A 17,347-nucleotide genomic window follows, 5' to 3' on the forward strand; every position below is an offset into this window, starting at 1 on the left:
CCCGTTCTGTACGGCCTGGAGAGAAGCTCTAAAATTAGAAAATAAGCTCCTCACCTCTGGCCGTCTGCCATTCAATTAGAAGATCGCCAATTGGCGCATCGCTTCCTTCACTTTGTCCTTGCTTAGCATGAAGAATTTCTCCATCGGAGGACTATAAGGCATTGCTGGCACATCCGGTCCGCACAAGCGTTGTATCGGTGCATCGAGATCGTAGAGCAGCTCTTCTGCAATAATCGCTGCTACCTCCGCCCCTACGCCACCAGTCTTGTTATCCTCGTGAATAATGAGCACCTTGCCAGTCTTCGATACAGCCTCGAGTATCGCTGTACGATCAAGCGGTTGAATCGTCCGTAAGTCCAGCACATGCGCACTGATACCCTCCTTCGCCAATTCATCCGCAGCCTGCAGTGCAAAATGGACGGGCAAGCTGTATGCGATAACCGTTAAATCTGTTCCTTGACGAACTACGTTCGCTTTGCCAATTGGCACTATATAATCGTCAGCCGGAACCTCTCCTGAGATCATCCGATAGCACTTCTTGTTCTCAAAGAAAATAACCGGATCTGGATCACGAACCGCTGCCTTCAGCATTCCCTTCGCGTCATATGCAGTGGCCGGAGCTACTATTTTTAATCCCGGTGTACCGAAAAATACCGATTCAGGGCATTGGGAATGATATAACCCTCCCGCAACGCCCCCCCCAATTGGAGCACGTACAACAAGTGGACAGGTCCAATCATTGTTCGAGCGATATCTGATCTTCGCCGCTTCACTAATGATTTGGTTCGTTGCCGGGAACATGAAGTCTGAATACTGCATTTCCGCAATCGGCTTCATACCGACCATTGCTGCGCCAATAGCAACACCTGCAATTGCTGATTCAGCAAGCGGAGTATCAAGGGCACGAGCTTCACCAAACTGCTCATATAGACCTTTCGTCGTAGTAAAAACGCCGCCCTTCACACCGACATCCTCACCAAGCACGAATACGCTCTTATCTCGCTCCATTTCTTCCTTCATTGCCAAACGAATTGCATCAATGTATTCCATTACTGCCATGTTCCTTGACCCTCCTCCCCGTAAACATGCTTCAGCGCTTCTTCTGCTTGCGGGAATGGCGCCTGTTCGCCATAAGAAGTTGCGTCGTCAAGCACAGCCTTCAATTCAGCACGTAAGGCTGCATCCTCCTCTTCCGACCATATACCGCACTCCATCAAGTATGCCTTGAAGCGAGGAAGCCCGTCCTTCTTGCGATGCTCCTCCACTTCTTCCTTTGTACGGTATGCCATGTCATTGTCTGAAGTGGAATGTGGAGACAAGCGGTACATGACTGCTTCAATGAGTGTAGGCCCCTCGCCTCGAACAGCACGCTCACGTGCTTCCTTCACAATCCGGTATACCTCAAGCACATCACAACCGTCAACCTGAACTCCAGGGAAGCCGTAGCCTAAAGCCCGATCGCAAACCCGACCTGCTATTTGCTTCGCAATCGGCACCGAGATGGCGTATTGATTGTTCTCTACCATAATGATCGTCGGCAGCTTGTGCACACCGGCGAAGTTGCAGCCTTCATGGAAGTCGCCTTGGTTGCTTGATCCTTCTCCAAGCGTTACGAAGGATACCGCATCCTCATTGCGCATTTTCGTGGCTAGTGCGATACCTGCCGCATGTGGAACCTGTGTCGTGACTGGACTTGATCCTGTTACGATCCGCAGCCGCTTGCAGCCAAAGTGACCTGGCATTTGGCGTCCTCCGCTGTTCGGGTCGCCTGCCTTGCCGAATAATGCTAGCATAAGCTCACGTACAGTCATCCCAACCGACATCACAAATCCATAATCCCGGTAATATGGCAAGAAATAGTCTTTCTGATGATCAAGTGCAAATGCTGCGCCAATTTGCGCTGCTTCTTGGCCAATCCCTGATACATGGAAATTAATTTTGCCGGCACGCTGCAGCAAAAGCGCACGTTCATCATACATCCGCGCTTGAAGCATCATTCGGTACATTTCCAATGCCTGCTTATGGGACAGACCAAGTTCTTCATGTCTCGTCAGTTGACGAGTTGTCATATCTGGTGTCATGGAGTCATCCTCCTTTATTGTTGCATCATTCGTCCTTATCCTGCCGCGTAGAGCAGGTAAGAGTACCATTGCAGTCAGGATAATGAACAGTGGTCAGTTATCTAATACCAGGTACTAAGACTAGAGCCTAAAAACTATTATACTCTGAACATTCCCAAAAGAAAACGTCAGACTCCTCGCATCCTTTATAGATTTAATGCGCGACCATCAACAGCAAGCATAGCTTCGCCCATAATCTCACTGAGAGAAGGATGCGGGTGAATAACCTCTCCTACTTCCCACGGTGTAGCATCCAGCCACTGGGCAACCGCGGCTTCGCCGATCAATTCTGTAGCATGAGGCCCAACGATATGTACACCGAGCAGATCATTTGTGCTCGAATTTGCAATTATTTTCACGAATCCTGACGTATCACCTTGTACGATTGCCTTCCCTATTGCCTTGAAAGGAACTTTACTCGTCTTAATCGAATATCCAGCTTCGACTGCTTCCTTTTCTGTCCATCCAATTGATGCTGTCTCTGGAGAAGTGTAGATACAGCGAGGAATACGGTGGGAGTCAATGGTGTATTGAGCCTCGCCGCATAGATGACGAACTGCCAATATCCCTTCAGCAGATGCTGCGTGTGCAAGCTGGAGTCCCCCGATGACATCGCCAATTGCGTATATGTGGGATTCATTTGTCTGCATATATTCATTAACTGTAATTCGGCCGTTACTGTATTCGATACCCGCATTTTCCAATCCAATGTTCTCGATATTGGCCTGTCTCCCAATACATACAAGCAGCTTGTCTGCAGTTATGTCTACTGCTTGCCCCTTCGCAGTGATTTGGAGCCTTACTTCTCCTGTATCTGAATCTATCTGAACCTTCTCAGATTCTACAATTGCATCTGTATGTATACGCACTCCACGCTTTGCCAGCTGCCGCTGAAGTTCGGTTGACACATCCTTATCCTCTTGAGGTATAAGATGAGAAGCAGACTCGATAACTGTAACCTCTACGCCAAAGTCTATCAGCATAGATGCCCATTCTACCCCGATAACTCCTCCACCTAGTATAGCCACCCGCTTCGGCAGTTCATCCCACTCCAACGCTTCGTCTGTCGTCACTATAGATGGATGATCCACGGGAAGCCCCTGCAGCTTGCGCGGACGTGAGCCTGTAGCAATGATGACATAGTTCGGAACGACCGTAATCGCTTCTCCGTCTTCACATTCCACAGCAACCGAGCCGCTCTTCGGTGAAAAGATAGAAGGCCCCATAATGCGTCCTACCCCACGAATCACTTCGATATTGTACTTCTTCATTAAAAATTGCACACCATTATGAAGCTGGTCAACAACCTTCTGTTTTCGAGCCTGTACCCGATCGAAGTTCAACCTCATCCCTTCAATTTCGACGCCGAATGAAGCTGCTTCTCCTGCTTGACGGTAAATCTCCGCACTTCGAAGCAGCGCCTTGCTAGGTATGCATCCACGGTGCAAGCAAGTTCCTCCCAGCTTCTCACGTTCAATGACAGCGACTGATTTTCCTGCCTGGGCCGCCGCTATTGCAGCAATATAACCCCCAGTTCCTCCTCCCAAGATCGCAACATCTACTTGTTTCGTCATGCAAGCAACTCTCCTTTTCGTTCATTTTCCGATGGTTCTATTGTACTCCCTTTTCTTTGCGCCGCAAACATGACAACTGTCATTCTGTTCAGTTCTAAGAGAGGAAACATTAGACAAGTAAGCGCAATCAAGGTAATATTAAGCTAACTTACATAGATGTGAGCAGGTGAAGAACATAATGAAGCAAACCCATGTTATCACTCGATTTATTGCGGTTCTGCTCCTGGCCATTCCGGGAGTTATCGCGACAAGCGGCTTTCTGCTTATGAAAAATGCGATATTCGACTATGTGGTCGATCACGGAAATGACAAGCTGACTGCCCCCGTATTCCAATGGGTGCCCTTCACCATTGGTCTGCTGCTATTTATTCTAGGCGTAGGCTTCATTGGAGGCTGGATATTTTATCGTGACCGTAAGCGCAATTATGTGGCCACACGCTTCCGTGAGAAACGTCCTAAACCTCCATCCCTCCGACCAGGTGTGAAAACTTCTGCAAAAGGTGGAGAGCAGACTTCGAGTATATCCGGACTACAAGAAGAGCGCACGAATCACTCTAGTGGTTCCTAATTCGGTCGGTAACACATTGTATTCGTTTACACGATGAATTCAGAATAAAATTAACTACATTTGCATGAAAAAGGGCCTCTATTATCACTGTTTTGTGACGATAGAGGCCCTTGTTATTGGTATTTATTCTTCTTTCTTAGCCAGCTTTTCCTTCAAACGAGCAAGTTCCTGGTCAACCAGTTCACGTGCATCAAGTGCAGGTGCTGGCTGTGATGGAGGCTCTTGCCGTTGGGGTGTGTTCTCTTCCTTTTCCGAGGATCCAAATCGCTCTGATGCGTCCGTCGCTGTAAGCAAATCTGTATCCATGGACTCTAACTTGTGCTTTCTCTCATGTCCTTGCTCAAGTACAACTCCATCTTCTGCTAACGTCGATTCGACCGACGAAGGAGCATTAGATGATGCAGATCCTCCAACTCGATCTTTTTGCATCCGTTCAGGAATTGTAATCACATTCCGAGTCCGGCTTATTTTCTCATAGAACAAACGTTTATCCTTCTTGAACATATGAAGAAGCAAATGCAGGAATAGTAATCCATTAAAGCCCACCCACGCGATAAAGACAAGCACCGTTACAATTGGATCCATCGGATCCATTGCTTCATTAAATCGCATAACATAACCAAATACGTAATTGATGCCGCCTACACCGAAATAAAGTAATCCGTAACGCTTCATCAACCCCATAAATGTAAGGGTTCGGGTCGAATTGTCTATATCATCTTGAACAAGATGGATGCGTGTCACCCATTTGCCAAATGTTTTTCCATCGGTAAACAATGGAATGATGACGAAATACACAAGAATACCTGCCGCAAGATAAAGCATATTGAACTCACTCAACTGGAAGTTAATACTTTGTTTGTCTCCGTAGACAAGTGACCGGTATACAATGTACATACATCCCATAATGATGGATAGCAGCGTCAAATCTAGCCATGCAGCAATGCCTCTGCGAATGAATCCAACAGGCTTTTTGGTCAGATCGATATGATCATCAAGCTGATGCGAGCGCGGCAGGAAGTATGTAAATACTGGCGCAAGCAAGAATCCGACAATTCCGCCTAAGGTGTTCAAAATCAAGTCGTCCACATCGAATAACCGATACGGACAATCGTAGATACCGTACAAGCCTGTTCGCTGTGTAACCTCGAAGAACAAGGAGACGAAACATGCAATTGCGGTCGTTTGCAAAAACGAGCGCCGGTAATAGTAGCGCATATATACGCCAAGCGGAAGTGTTAGTACCACATTGAAAGCTGCTTGGATAAATGCTCTTTCTTTAAGAAGCAGTACATAGGTCGTTGGATGCGACCATTCAACACGGGATTCCTTCACAATGTCTCGGACGAATTGGAATGGGCGCAGCTGTTCAAATACAGCACCGGCTCGATCCAAGCAATTATGCACATTTTGTGGCAGTGGCAATATGACCAAATAATAAGCAGATATGAAATAAAGAAGCATGGAGTAAAGCACCATGGCGCGAACCTTATTCACATATCCATATTTTCGATATTGCACAATAAGAAACGGCAGTGTCAGAAATAGTGCCGCTATCGGGAATGTAATAAAAGCAAACTTAATGGGAAATAGATATGCGTTCATTTGAAACCCTCTTTATATCTGTAGTCGCATTCGTAACTTTAACGATAATACCACCAAAAGTCAACGAGTTGAGAGCCAATTTCCACATTACATTTTTGTAAGCCTGCATACGAAACGGTTCCAATGCAGATTAGGCCGAACTGCTGGAACCTTTCCCCTCCGACCTGATTACAATAATCATGATAACATGTCGTGGATCAAGGAGAATATGTTATGGCGGCGGAAGATGATAATCATCGAATTATATTACTAATTGTCCTCATTGTAGTGTTCGTATCCTTTGCGTTTGGAATCGTGAAAGGAACTGGAGAAGAACCGGCAGAAACAATAATACCGTAATCTGACAAGAGGGTGAGTGGCTGTGTCCTTTTCGAGTAACAATCAAAAGAAATCAAATGGAAACGGAAACGGTAACTCTAAAAAAAACAGTAAAAAAAAGGCCAACTGCCCTAACTTAAGCATTGACCAAATTGCAGTTATCGCTGCATTACTAACGAATTCCTTGAAGGTACAATCTGTTCTCGTAGACCGTGATCAGGCAGTTGAAATATTGCTCGTCGGCTCTCTTCGCAAAAAAACACAGATGGACAATCTGCTCGATCAAATAAGCGATCTGTCGGTCGGAGATTTCCTCGAAAGCTTAAAAAGATTCGGCGAATAACAGGTCTATTTAGGTATTTCTTCACGTGGACAAGTGTTGGCGCTCAAATGAGAACCTCTAAACCTCTATTGCTCCGTCAACTTTTATTATAGAAATTCAAAGCAGGGTTAGAGCAGTCTTGCTTCTCTAACCCTGCTTTATTATTATGCTTCAAACGATCAACTTCGTATGACTTTACCCAAGAATCTCTTCACTGGCCCATAAGGCGTATCAAGCATTTCATAGAAGCTGACCATAACCGGATACTTCACGCCTATCATATCAATGTTCTCAAAAATGATGTTCTGTTCCCCTTCCCTCAACAACGGTTCTTCAACCAGTGAGAACAGTTTAGAACCGAGCATACGTCCGCTATGATCAGTTAACTCCAGCTTGATTTTTGACAAGCTTGGATCAGTCATGACCTGCTTCGCCCGATCAATATTCAGCTTCAGTCTTAAGGCATATGCTGTCGACCCAGCCGTGTCAGAACCGCCTCGCAGCCATTTTCCTTCCCAATCGTTAATCTTCAACTGGAATGGATACATATCAAACAGCAAGTCGCCTGTAGTATCGTAGCTCGTCTTGAATCGGAATGTATCTACTATGAAAGGATAGTCCTTCTCTTCACGATTGTCTATGACATGCAGCAAAAATTCTGGCTCCTTCCCGACATCAGGCAATACGAACATATGTGACTCGACAACAGCAGCATTCGGAAGCAGCGATTTTTTGTCCACCTTGGTACCTAGGCGTTCACCGCCAAATCTAGAGCCATTCTTATCCTCTACCTCAAATTGATAAGAAGGTATTGTGACCGAGGAACTGCTTTTATTTTCGAATTTGAAACGAAGAAGCAGAGCTTTGAAGCCAGCCTCTTTGTTCTCAAGGAGCGTTTCCTCTTCCATCGATACATTCAAACCTACCGGGAATAATTCCGAAGCGTCACTGAAACTAAGCTGATCCCTCAGTCTATAATCGGTCGGTACGACTTTACTCGTTCCTTGATTCGGAATGGTAATAAAAAGGCGGCCTACTTGATAGGTTGCTGCTTTGGTCGGATCAGTTGAGCCAGGTGGAAGGAATGACTCGGACGTTAAAAGCTTCAAGCCTGTGAGCACTGTATTCGGCCCTGTCTCTACCGCGTATCGGAGCGTTGCGCTTTCACCCGGCATAAGCGATTCAGGAGCCTTTCCCAGCTTTTTGCTCTGATATAGATCGTTATTCGACCATGCTGTCAGCTTAATATCAGGCACATTTTCGCGTATATTATTCCTATTTACGACACGGAATGTAACGACGTGAACCGTCTCCAGTTTTTCTTTGAATCGTTCTGCTGTTTGCGCTGGTTTGCCTGAGCTTTTCATTATACTGATCGGCGTGTACGTAAGCATTGATGATTTCGACAATGATTGCAGCTGGAAAGGCTGCCCCCACTCCTTAATCATGGAGGGGTCAGTAATTGGAGAATAATCATTCTCCCATGCAGGCTGCTTTATATCCATTACCGTAACGATGGTTTCTTTTTTTGGATATACCTCACGATTCACTTCCTTCCATATAAAGCGGACAGGAGTGGCTGTATCATCTGCATCTGCAACTACATTGCTCATCCAGCGCAACTCTGCCACCTCGCCCTGAGACAGCACCCGTACATTGCTCTCGCTAGCTATCATTGCATATTCCTTCTTGTTGTCCATCTGCACATATAGTTCGTAATCGGGCATCCGAAGCCTTTTTCCTGACTCATTTTTGACCTTCATCGTGGTGGCAACCTGCTTCCCTTTGTCCGTTACACTGTTAATCACATCAGTTAGTTCGATCTTTACTCGAAATCTATTTTTCCAGTAATCCTGAGCCTTCGGCACCTGCTTCTGAATAGGCTTCGTAGTAATGGCGTTTGAAGGCGATTTAGCCGGATTCACTGTATTAGAAGGCTTGCCTCCTTCCTTCACAACGGCGAGTGCACTAGTTGGTAGCGTACCGATAATCATTCCGCACAGTGCGGCAAAAGCAATAGCCTGAATTGTTTTCTGCTTCATGTCACGTCAACCCCTCTACTTCACAAGCCGCACCTGTTGTTTGTCCTTCAACTGGTGCTGGCCTGAGATAATAATGGATTCTCCCTCCTGCAATCCTTCAACTACCGGATATATTGCATCCTCCAGCGTGCCAAGCGTAACAGGACGCTTGATTGCCGTACCATTTTGGTAAATGAATACAAAGGCTGAGCCTTGCTCTCGTACGACAGAAGTTGACGGAACCACTGGCACTTTGCGCTCATTTTCTCCTGCCAGCACGATCTGAACCTTCATGCCCGCTTTCAATTCGAGTTTCGCATTATCTGCCATTAGCTCTATCGCATACGTCCGTGTATCCATATCCATGACAGAAGATAAATATGAAATGGTTCCGGAATAACTTTTCTCCGGCTTACCCGACATGTAAAATGTCAACTTCTTTTTCCCTTTAAGCAGTGGCAGCATATCTTCCGACAATTTTCCTTGGACTCGTACAGTATGCACGTTCGCTACCCGGCCCAGCTTCGTGCCTGGCGCCACATTCATCCCTGCAACAGCCGTCCATTCCGTCAAAATGCCATCAGTCGGTGCCTTAACCTCAGCATCTGCAATCGCAAATTGCGCCTCTTTCAATTGGTACTCCGCTGCCGAGATTTGCTCCTCTGCGCTTATATCCCCTGTAAGTCTTCCTGCTGTATCCAGCTTCATTTTCAATACTTGCAGATCAAACTTGGTATTTTTAAGCTGGAGTTCTGACTGTTCGACAGCCGCCTTTTCCACGGTGCCCTCATCATATCCGTTTTTCAGCTTATTGAGTGCCTTTGTCTGTTCTTCAATCTGTTCCTCCAGTTTTGTCATCGATAAGCGTGTTTCATTCAAGTCGACACGTTTAGTGGCACGAGAAGTTTCCAGCAGCTTGTTGGCGTTTTGCAACGCTTGCTCAGCACGATTTTTCTGAGAAATCACACGCGCCACATCTGTTCGAGCGATCACTTCTCCATGCTTCACCTGATCCCCGCGCTTCTTCTGCACCGCAACGACTTCTCCACTTCCCTTTGCTACGATGTCTATCGTAACAGACGGAACAATATCGGCGACAATCTCAGGTACAGCCCCCATTGTGCGCTTTGTCACTACGGCCGTCTTAACCTCTCCTACTGTCGATTTCGTCTGTTGTTCATTTATCGCTTCGAGTCCATCCCCCGGCTCCGAAGCAGAGCAACCGGCCACTCCCATAACCGTACCCGCAAGCATCAACATAAGCAGTACTTTCATGCTCCTTACATGTGCTTGATTCATGATGAAGTCCCCTTCCCTTCATTTGGCAGCGCCGAGCCAGTTCCAATCTGATCAAGCGGCTGCATTTTGTTTTTATGGCGCCGGGCAATCATATCGTAAATGATCGGAACCACGATAAGAGTAAGCAATGTAGACACCGTTAAACCACCGATTACGACAACGGCTAGACCACGTGATATAAGGGTTCCGTGTCCGAAACCAAATGCCAGTGGAAGCAGTGCCATAATCGTGGCTCCTGCCGTCATAATAATTGGCCGCAGGCGTGACAGTCCAGCCTCAATGAGAGATTGACGGATATCTAATCCTTGTTCTCTTAGCTGCTGTGCCTTATCAATAAATACGATCGCGTTTGTCACCACGATACCGATCAGCATCATGAAGCCGATGAGAGAAGTAATATTGATCGACTCATTAGTAACGAACAGTCCAAGTACGCCCCCAATGGCCGCAAATGGCAAGGAAAACATAATCGCAAATGGCGCGGTCGCGTTACCGAACGTAAGCACCATGATCAAGTAGACAACAAAAACCGCTGCGACCATGGCCACGAACAATTGGCTAAAGCTGTCTCCTATATCCGCGCTAACACCTGTTACAGAGCGTCCGACGCCTTCCGGGAGCTGAATAAGATCCAATTCAGCAGCCACCTGCGCACTGATTCCACCTTTGTTCTGACCGATGATTTTGGCCGTAACATTGATAACCTGCTTTTGCTCATCGCGTTTGATAGAGGCAGGCGACTGTATTCGTTTAATATCCGCAATGTCCGCCACTGTTACGGTATCTTGTGTCGGTGTTCTCAACTGAATAAGACCTACTGCGCTCAAATCATTGTGCAGCCCCTTTTCCGTTTCTACTACTGTAGACAGCAGCCCTTCCTGATATCGATATTCACCAATCTTATCCTGGAACAGCCACGTTTGGAGCGTATTCTGTACGACAGCTGGGGTCAAGCCGAATTGTCTGGCCTTACGCGGATCGACGTTAATTACAACTTCTGATGACGCTTCACTTAACGTATCCTTGATTTCGGACAGCTCCGGAAATTGCTTCATTTCCTGCTTGATAATTGCTGCGGCCTGTCTTAGCTGTACAGCATCTTCACTAGACAATACATAAGTGAAATCAGGAGCAGCGCCCGCGTCTCCAGTCAAAGTACGGGTATCCAGCTCTGAGCCTGCTGGCATGAACTTTTCCAGCTTCGCTTTATATTCGCGCTTCACTAAATCCACATCAGCCTCTTCATTCACTTCTGTGTATATTTGAGCCATATACGGCATCGGATTTGGATCTCCACCATAACCGACCAACGTTTCAATGAACGTGAACAATGGGCGATTCTGAGCGTCCTTAGCGGCACGCAGCTCCGCCTCTAATTGTTTCATCACACTGTCCGTTGCCTTTAGGGAATTCTCATAGGGAAGCTTAATTGTAAAGAAGAACTGTCTCGGTGGTTTCCCTTCTGGCATGAAGGTAAAGGAAAGCTGTGGAACCAGCGCTACCATTGTGACGATGAATAGCAAAATCGAAATAAACAATGTCTTAATGCGGTGATTGAGCGACCATTCTAAAATTCTTCGGTAGCCAAGCGTGATTCGAGACGGCCTAGCATGCTCGTGACCCTTGACATTAGCCTGCTTCAATACAAGCAGCTTTGCCAGCATCGGAATGACCGTCAAAGCGACGAGGAGTGATGCCATTAAAGCACATGCCAAAGTAATGGCAAATGGGCGGAATAATTGTCCTACCGGCCCGCTTAGCATGCCAATCGGTGCAAAAACACCTACCGTTGTAAGAGTGGAAGACGTAATGGCATTGGCCACTTCCTTAGTCGCAATCGCAATAACCGATTCATTGCGCTCCTCGGCCCGTTGCAGCTTGGAATAAATATTCTCGATAACGACAATGCTGTCGTCAACAACACGCCCAATCGCAATAAACAAGCCACCAAGCGTCATGATATTTAGGGAGATGTCCATCCATTTCATAAGCAGAAGTGCAATAAGTACGGAGAGCGGGATGGAGACAAGTACAATTAGGGTCATGCGCATATTTCTCAGGAAGATCAAAATCATAAGTGATGCAAGCAAAGCCCCAACTAATCCCTCGCGCACAAGACCACCTATTGATTGCTTCACTTCGTCTGCATAGTTATATATTTTCTTAAAGGTTACACCTTCGAGCTCTGATTTCCATTGTTCCATTAAATGATCTGCCCCAGAGGAAAACTCGACTGCATTAGCGCCGCTTGCCTTATATAGCAAGATACCGATAGCTGGTTGATCATCCAGCCTGGCCATGAACTTGGATTCTGCAATTTCGGCAATCCGGCCCAGTTCTCCCAGCCGTAAGTTTTCTCCTTGTGGTGTCTGAAATGAAATATCCTCCAACTGCTTGATGCTGGATAACCCGTTATTCATGCGAGCCAATAATGTATTACCATCCAGTTCCACCGTCCCAGCAGGCCCTGATGCCAAAATATTGCGCACTGCTTCCGACACCTGTACAGGCGATAATCCATATGCCCGCAGCCGCTCTGGAACGAGTTTAATATTCAACTGTGTACTTCTGGCACCGATAATATCCATATGATCCAATCCTCTTAATGCTTGAAATCCAGGCTTAATCGTCTTCGTAAAATGCTGCTCCAATTGAGATTGCGAGATTCCTCCCTCTCCATACACCGCTAAATAGTATGAGGGAATTGAGGCCATTCCAAGTGTGGACACACGTGGGCGCTCTACACCAGAGGGAAATGCAATGTCTTGAATTAAGCTTTCGATATCGTCCTTTTTCCGTTCCGGATTCACGCCTTCCTCAAACATTACAAAAATGGAGGCGGTCTGATCGCTGGAGGTCGATGATATTGATTTTACTCGTTCCAAGCCGGAAATCTTTTTTTCAATCGGCTTCGTCACCTGCTCCACTACGTCTTGCGGGGGGGCCGCATATTGGGCAGTCACCATGACTACCGGGAACGAAATGTCGGGCATGTTGTCTATTTTCAGTCCTGTCGCTGCATAAAATCCTCCCCCGAACAGCATGGCTACCATAATAAAAACCGCAGCCACATTTTTCATAGAAAAACGAATCAATGAATTCATAATGGCTCTCTTTGCCTCCTCCTTTACGACACCATCTTCCCATGCGCTGGCTTAGAATATACCCTAACAAGGAAATATGAACGGAGTATGAACTGGGAGAATATTGCACAAAAAATTTTTAACCGGATTTCATGCAAAAAAGCCATATCTACGGTTCTCCGTGTCTATGGCTCGATTCAATTCTATATATAAGAGAGTTCATGTCTGCTTTTTCCAGAGACCATCTCTGGTCCAATTTGTAATGCTATCTTTACCTTCGTTCCTTGACCAATACTGCTCACCAGCTCGACTGTACCATGATGAAGGGACACAATCTTATATACGATGGCCAGTCCCAAGCCACTGCCGTTGCCGTCTCTTCGACGAGAACGATCCGACTTATAGAAACGTTCGAATACTCTGCTCATATCCTGCTCAGGGATACCGATTCCTGTATCCTGGATACTTACTTCAATTGCACCATCTGCCGATACGGACAAGGTAACGGTAATCGATCCATGTTCAGGAGTAAACTTCATACTATTGCCTATGACATTCATCCACACGAGACTTAGCAGATCTTCATCCGCAACAATTGTGACTGGCTCCAGATGCAATTCCATCTGCAGCGACTTTGCCTTCCATTGTGGCTCACATGCTACTACAATCCTACGCAGCTGTTCATCCAGCGAGTAAGCCCTCATATTTACTGGGTGGTGATCCGACTCAAGTGAGGCAAGCTGCAGCAGATTTTCACTGACCCGAGACAACCTTTCACTTTCCGTCATAATAATTTGCAAATACCGCTCTCGCTTTGGTTCAGGAACCACGTTATTTTTCAGCGCTTTAGCGAAGCCTAGAATGGAGGTTAACGGAGATTGAATCTCATGCGATACATTCGATACGAAATCCTGCCGCATCTGTTCGAGCTGATTCAACTCTTTCGCCATATTATTAAAGCTATCCGCCAGCTCGCCAATTTCATCCTTACGCTTGATGCGAAGTTCTGTCGTAAAATCTCCCTTGGCCATTCTCCTTGTTGCGGCTGTCATCCGCTTAACCGGAAGAACGACATATTGCGCTGCAATAACAAAACAGATGCTTCCCACCACCAGCACCACAACCAGAACCATAAGTATAAACCGACCGATGATATCCATACCGCCAATTGACATTTGCATAAATAATGCCTCTCGCTCGTTATCGACCTGAATCGGAATTCCGATAACCGGCTCTTGCTCCACAGTGTTTGAAATATCACGAACTCTTTCTCCAGCGAGCACCTTTGCGAGCTGTTCCTCCTTGATCGAATAAACCTTTCGATGCTTGGGGATACGATGAAAAACAGTCTTTCCTTGGCTGTTCATAATATGAACCTGATATGTATCGAGCGATTGAAGCGACATCACATAATTCTCGAATTGCTTGGCAGACATGGTTGATCGCAATCTCGCCAAATCCTCGCCAAGCTTCGTCAGCTCACGATAAGATACCTCCTCCATCTCCTTCTGAAACAACAGTCCAGACACAGAAAATGCGGCTATTATTCCAATGATAAGCGCCACCATGAAGGTAAGCACAACTTGGACATACAAGGTTTTAATCATGGGAAACCTCGATTCGATATCCGAGACTGCGGGCAGTCACAATATTGAAGATCTCCGAGTAGTCGGCAAAGCGCTCGCGCAGCCTCTTAATATGTACGTCTACGGTTCGATCGTCTCCGGTGTAATCGATGCCCCATATATCGTGTATAAGCTGTTCCCTCGTTAAAATTTGTCCAGGGCAGCTTGCTAGCTTAAAGAGAAGCTCAAATTCCTTCAACGGCAATGTAATGGCTAATTCATCATTCTCACTCATCACTTTGTAGCTGCTTCGATCCAACCGCAGAGGTCCAAGCTGTATGACCTGCGAGAATGCGATCCGGTAACGACGCAGCAGTGCCTTGACACGCATAACCAGTTCCATTGGATCAAAAGGCTTTGTCATATAGTCATCGGTTCCTAATTGGAACCCTCTTACCTTCTGCCCCGGTTCCCCCTTTGCCGTTACCATAAGAATTGGGAGATCCGGATATTGACGGCGCAGTTCAGCGCACAACTCCCAACCATCCATAGATGGCATCATGATGTCCAAAATAACAAGATCCACACGTTCCGTGTCCATATGCCGAAGCGCCTCTATCCCATCCCGTGCTTCAATGACATGAAATCCTTCTGCTCGAAGATATAATCCTATTAGTTCAACTATATTTTCATCATCATCTGCAACCAATATTGTTCTCATGACAAAATATTCTCCTTTGAATTGGAACATATTTCAATAAGTTAATTGTAATATATCACCACTCCATCTTCCATCCTTACCTTACAATCTGTTAAAAAAGCGTCTCCCTGTACGGCAGACGCTTTTTCTCTTTTACGTTTGTGTTTTTTGTAAATTCTAATCTATGAAGGATGAGATTTCTCCAGCGCGGATTCTCTTACCTCAATCTCCGTGAGAGTCCTTGCGATTTGCTCGTTAATGCACGGAGAATTTCCATTTGCTTGTCCGGAGGTATTCGATTACAGACGAGATTACCGCGGCAAGCTCCGCCAGTGAATCGGATATATCGATAGTGCATTCGATAAGTTAGCGTATTTTTCATAAACTCCCCCTTTAAAGGACTTATTTCCCCTGTCGTGAATATTCATCATAAAAGGAGGTGATCGATTTGAAACCCGTTGACAAAATTTCAGGAAACACAGCGTTTAGACATCCAACGCCTGACTACGTGATCTCAACACCTGAGTATACAGAAGACGCAATAATAATAACGACTACATACTCAGACGGTACAATTGCTAAACGCTACGACTACAAAGACGGACGGCCATCGAGCATTCACGTAAACAAGCCTGTTTTAATTGATCCAGAAACAGGCGAAGCTCACGTCGCAAAGTAACAATACTCTTTCGTAAAACGAAACCGGCTGAGGACTCTTGATCAGTCGGTTTCAACCGTTCATTAAACACAACATTCGTGGCATTCCTCTTTCTGTCATCCGACCTCTTTTACATTCTCGTCTCCCCTTTCACAAGAAAAAGAAAAAGCCCACGGCATATATTCGTGAGCTTGATCGATTGCTATTCGTTTATTTTCGAGAGCAGCCAGAGCTTCTAACTAGCGTAGTTATCCTCTGCGATCATCTTATCATTCTCGGCATTTCGAACATGACAAGCCTTCACGCTAATACGTTTTGGCAAAGATAGTCCATCAATACTTACTCGCGTCGTTTTCATCGCTAGAAATATATCATGTTTCAATCTGCACGCGGGGGAATAGCGCATTTCTATTCCGATGCGCTATATTAAATCTTATTTGTAAGTCTAGATAAGTTATTTACCAACCATATTAATGTAACGCTCGGTGATTGCGGGCACGGTACTTGTTGACATGAATGATTGCTCTAACCCTCGTATTTCCCCCACGCCCTATCCTTCCCTACTCGTATGACCGGACGGCTGTTCAAGCGATAATCAAGCAGCTTACCGGATATACTTGTTCGCGGTGGCGAGGTACGGCGAGATAATCAGCGATTTGACCTATCCGTTAACTTACCTTATGCTCAATTCTCAGCTTGTCAGCAACCATCGCGATGAATTCACTGTTCGTAGGCTTCGACTTGCTGATGTTGATTGTGTAGCCGAACAGGCGGCTGATGCTGTCAATATTGCCGCGTGTCCAAGCCACTTCAATAGCATGACGAATTGCTCGTTCAACACGGCTCGGTGTCGTTTTATATTTCTCCGCAATTGCTGGATACAACGTTTTCGTGATTGAGCCCAAAATTTCGATGTTGTTGTACACCATCGTAATAGCTTCGCGCAAATACTGATATCCCTTAATATGCGCAGGAACCCCGATTTCATGTATGATCGACGTGATGTTCGCATCTAAATTTTTGGATTTACCTAACGGTACGACATTCGACTTCGAAGCGGATGACGTCATTAAATTACCAGCGGAGCCGCCAGTGACTGCCGTATTGGATGAAACACCAGCCAGTTGTCTGATCCGATTCGCCAAAATGTCCATATCGAAAGGCTTCAGTATGTAATAGGATGCACCAAGTTGAACCGCACGTTGCGTAATGCTTTCTTGCCCGAAGGCTGTGAGCATAATGATCTTCGGTTGCGGGGACAGCTCCATATTGCGCAAGCGCTCAAGAACACCCAAACCATCCAAATGAGGCATAATAATATCGAGAATGAGCACGTCAGGCACCGCTCTCGTCTGCTCAAGGAATTGGAGCACCTCTTCACCATTATAGGCGACACCAGTGACGACCATGTCGTCTTGTTCGGATAAGAAATCAGCCAACAAATTTGTAAATTCTCTGTTGTCGTCCGCTAACAATATTTCGATCTTTTGCAACTTGGGATCCTCCCTTGTCAA

At 46.1% G+C, this 17,347-nt stretch carries 13 protein-coding genes and 1 pseudogene; 4 read left to right on the top strand and 10 right to left on the bottom strand.

Going from position 1 to position 17,347, the window contains the following annotated elements:
* Nucleotides 1-75: 75 nt before the first annotated feature.
* The 3 genes from NO352_RS13015 to lpdA all read right to left on the bottom strand — a co-directional run bounded on the left by NO352_RS13015 (nucleotide 76) and on the right by lpdA (nucleotide 3,694).
* Nucleotides 76-1,059 carry an alpha-ketoacid dehydrogenase subunit beta gene (locus NO352_RS13015; RefSeq protein WP_289355850.1) on the bottom strand — a complete coding sequence of 328 codons (984 nt, stop codon included), beginning with the start codon at nucleotides 1,057-1,059 and terminating at the stop codon, nucleotides 76-78.
* Nucleotides 1,050-2,081, bottom strand: coding sequence for a thiamine pyrophosphate-dependent dehydrogenase E1 component subunit alpha (locus NO352_RS13020; protein ID WP_005546764.1), 1,032 nt, complete (start codon nucleotides 2,079-2,081; stop codon nucleotides 1,050-1,052). The genes NO352_RS13015 and NO352_RS13020 overlap by 10 nt, the downstream gene beginning before the upstream one ends.
* A 185-nt stretch (nucleotides 2,082-2,266) precedes the next feature.
* Nucleotides 2,267-3,694: a dihydrolipoyl dehydrogenase gene (lpdA, locus tag NO352_RS13025; RefSeq protein WP_005546762.1), complete on the bottom strand. Its 1,428-nt coding sequence runs from the start codon at nucleotides 3,692-3,694 to the stop codon at nucleotides 2,267-2,269.
* Between the two features lie 178 nt (nucleotides 3,695-3,872).
* On the opposite strand from lpdA, the gene NO352_RS13030 reads away from it, so the two are divergent.
* The gene (locus NO352_RS13030; protein ID WP_268599712.1) at nucleotides 3,873-4,262 is read left to right on the top strand and encodes a DUF2627 domain-containing protein; all 390 of its coding nucleotides are present in this window, start codon (nucleotides 3,873-3,875) and stop codon (nucleotides 4,260-4,262) included.
* Between the two features lie 423 nt (nucleotides 4,263-4,685).
* Here the strand turns inward: NO352_RS13030 and NO352_RS13035 are convergent.
* Nucleotides 4,686-5,867 (bottom strand): annotated as a pseudogene (locus tag NO352_RS13035) (VanZ family protein); the annotation flags it as partial.
* Nucleotides 5,868-6,080: 213 nt separating this feature from the next.
* Between NO352_RS13035 and NO352_RS13040 the strand changes: the two are divergent.
* On the top strand, nucleotides 6,081-6,206 hold the full coding sequence (locus NO352_RS13040; RefSeq protein ID WP_268599714.1) for a hypothetical protein: 126 nt from the start codon (nucleotides 6,081-6,083) through the stop codon (nucleotides 6,204-6,206).
* Between the two features lie 22 nt (nucleotides 6,207-6,228).
* A complete protein-coding gene (locus NO352_RS13045) occupies nucleotides 6,229-6,528 on the top strand; it encodes a hypothetical protein (protein ID WP_262866602.1) in 300 nt (99 codons plus the stop codon).
* 158 nt (nucleotides 6,529-6,686) lie between these two features.
* On the opposite strand, the gene NO352_RS13050 is transcribed toward NO352_RS13045, so the two are convergent.
* From NO352_RS13050 to NO352_RS13070, 5 genes are all read right to left on the bottom strand, one after another.
* On the bottom strand, nucleotides 6,687-8,549 hold the full coding sequence (locus tag NO352_RS13050; protein WP_268599715.1) for a hypothetical protein: 1,863 nt from the start codon (nucleotides 8,547-8,549) through the stop codon (nucleotides 6,687-6,689).
* A 15-nt stretch (nucleotides 8,550-8,564) separates the two neighbouring features.
* On the bottom strand, nucleotides 8,565-9,827 hold the full coding sequence (locus NO352_RS13055) for an efflux RND transporter periplasmic adaptor subunit (protein ID WP_268599716.1): 1,263 nt from the start codon (nucleotides 9,825-9,827) through the stop codon (nucleotides 8,565-8,567).
* Nucleotides 9,824-12,931, bottom strand: coding sequence for an efflux RND transporter permease subunit (locus NO352_RS13060; protein WP_262866600.1), 3,108 nt, complete (start codon nucleotides 12,929-12,931; stop codon nucleotides 9,824-9,826). Before NO352_RS13060 ends, NO352_RS13055 begins: the two co-directional genes overlap by 4 nt.
* 182 nt (nucleotides 12,932-13,113) lie before the next feature.
* Nucleotides 13,114-14,517 carry a HAMP domain-containing sensor histidine kinase gene (locus NO352_RS13065; RefSeq protein ID WP_289355851.1) on the bottom strand — a complete coding sequence of 468 codons (1,404 nt, stop codon included), beginning with the start codon at nucleotides 14,515-14,517 and terminating at the stop codon, nucleotides 13,114-13,116.
* Nucleotides 14,510-15,196: a response regulator transcription factor gene (locus tag NO352_RS13070; RefSeq protein ID WP_005546741.1), complete on the bottom strand. Its 687-nt coding sequence runs from the start codon at nucleotides 15,194-15,196 to the stop codon at nucleotides 14,510-14,512. The genes NO352_RS13065 and NO352_RS13070 overlap by 8 nt, the downstream gene beginning before the upstream one ends.
* 427 nt (nucleotides 15,197-15,623) lie before the next feature.
* Here NO352_RS13070 and NO352_RS13075 point away from each other — a divergent pair, with 427 nt between their 5' ends.
* Nucleotides 15,624-15,854 carry a hypothetical protein gene (locus NO352_RS13075; protein WP_005546738.1) on the top strand — a complete coding sequence of 77 codons (231 nt, stop codon included), beginning with the start codon at nucleotides 15,624-15,626 and terminating at the stop codon, nucleotides 15,852-15,854.
* Between the two features lie 647 nt (nucleotides 15,855-16,501).
* Here the strand turns inward: NO352_RS13075 and spo0A are convergent.
* Complete coding sequence (gene spo0A, locus NO352_RS13080; RefSeq protein WP_005546736.1) at nucleotides 16,502-17,326, bottom strand: sporulation transcription factor Spo0A; 825 nt, start codon at nucleotides 17,324-17,326, stop codon at nucleotides 16,502-16,504.
* Nucleotides 17,327-17,347 lie beyond the last annotated feature (21 nt).

It is taken from the genome of Paenibacillus sp. S-12, assembly GCF_030363895.1.
GTDB lineage: Bacteria > Bacillota > Bacilli > Paenibacillales > Paenibacillaceae > Paenibacillus_B > Paenibacillus_B alvei.

Excerpts from the sequence above, each read along its gene's own strand:
- NO352_RS13020 (WP_005546764.1), bottom strand. The coding sequence starts at position 2,081 with ATGACACCAGATATGACAACTCGTCAACTGACGAGACATGAAGAACTT.
- NO352_RS13055 (WP_268599716.1), bottom strand. The coding sequence starts at position 9,827 with ATGAATCAAGCACATGTAAGGAGCATGAAAGTACTGCTTATGTTGATG.
- NO352_RS13015 (WP_289355850.1), bottom strand. The coding sequence starts at position 1,059 with ATGGCAGTAATGGAATACATTGATGCAATTCGTTTGGCAATGAAGGAA.
- NO352_RS13050 (WP_268599715.1), bottom strand. The coding sequence starts at position 8,549 with ATGAAGCAGAAAACAATTCAGGCTATTGCTTTTGCCGCACTGTGCGGA.
- NO352_RS13030 (WP_268599712.1), top strand. The coding sequence starts at position 3,873 with ATGAAGCAAACCCATGTTATCACTCGATTTATTGCGGTTCTGCTCCTG.
- NO352_RS13060 (WP_262866600.1), bottom strand. The coding sequence starts at position 12,931 with ATGAATTCATTGATTCGTTTTTCTATGAAAAATGTGGCTGCGGTTTTT.
- NO352_RS13040 (WP_268599714.1), top strand. The coding sequence starts at position 6,081 with ATGGCGGCGGAAGATGATAATCATCGAATTATATTACTAATTGTCCTC.
- lpdA (WP_005546762.1), bottom strand. The coding sequence starts at position 3,694 with ATGACGAAACAAGTAGATGTTGCGATCTTGGGAGGAGGAACTGGGGGT.
- NO352_RS13065 (WP_289355851.1), bottom strand. The coding sequence starts at position 14,517 with ATGATTAAAACCTTGTATGTCCAAGTTGTGCTTACCTTCATGGTGGCG.
- NO352_RS13070 (WP_005546741.1), bottom strand. The coding sequence starts at position 15,196 with ATGAGAACAATATTGGTTGCAGATGATGATGAAAATATAGTTGAACTA.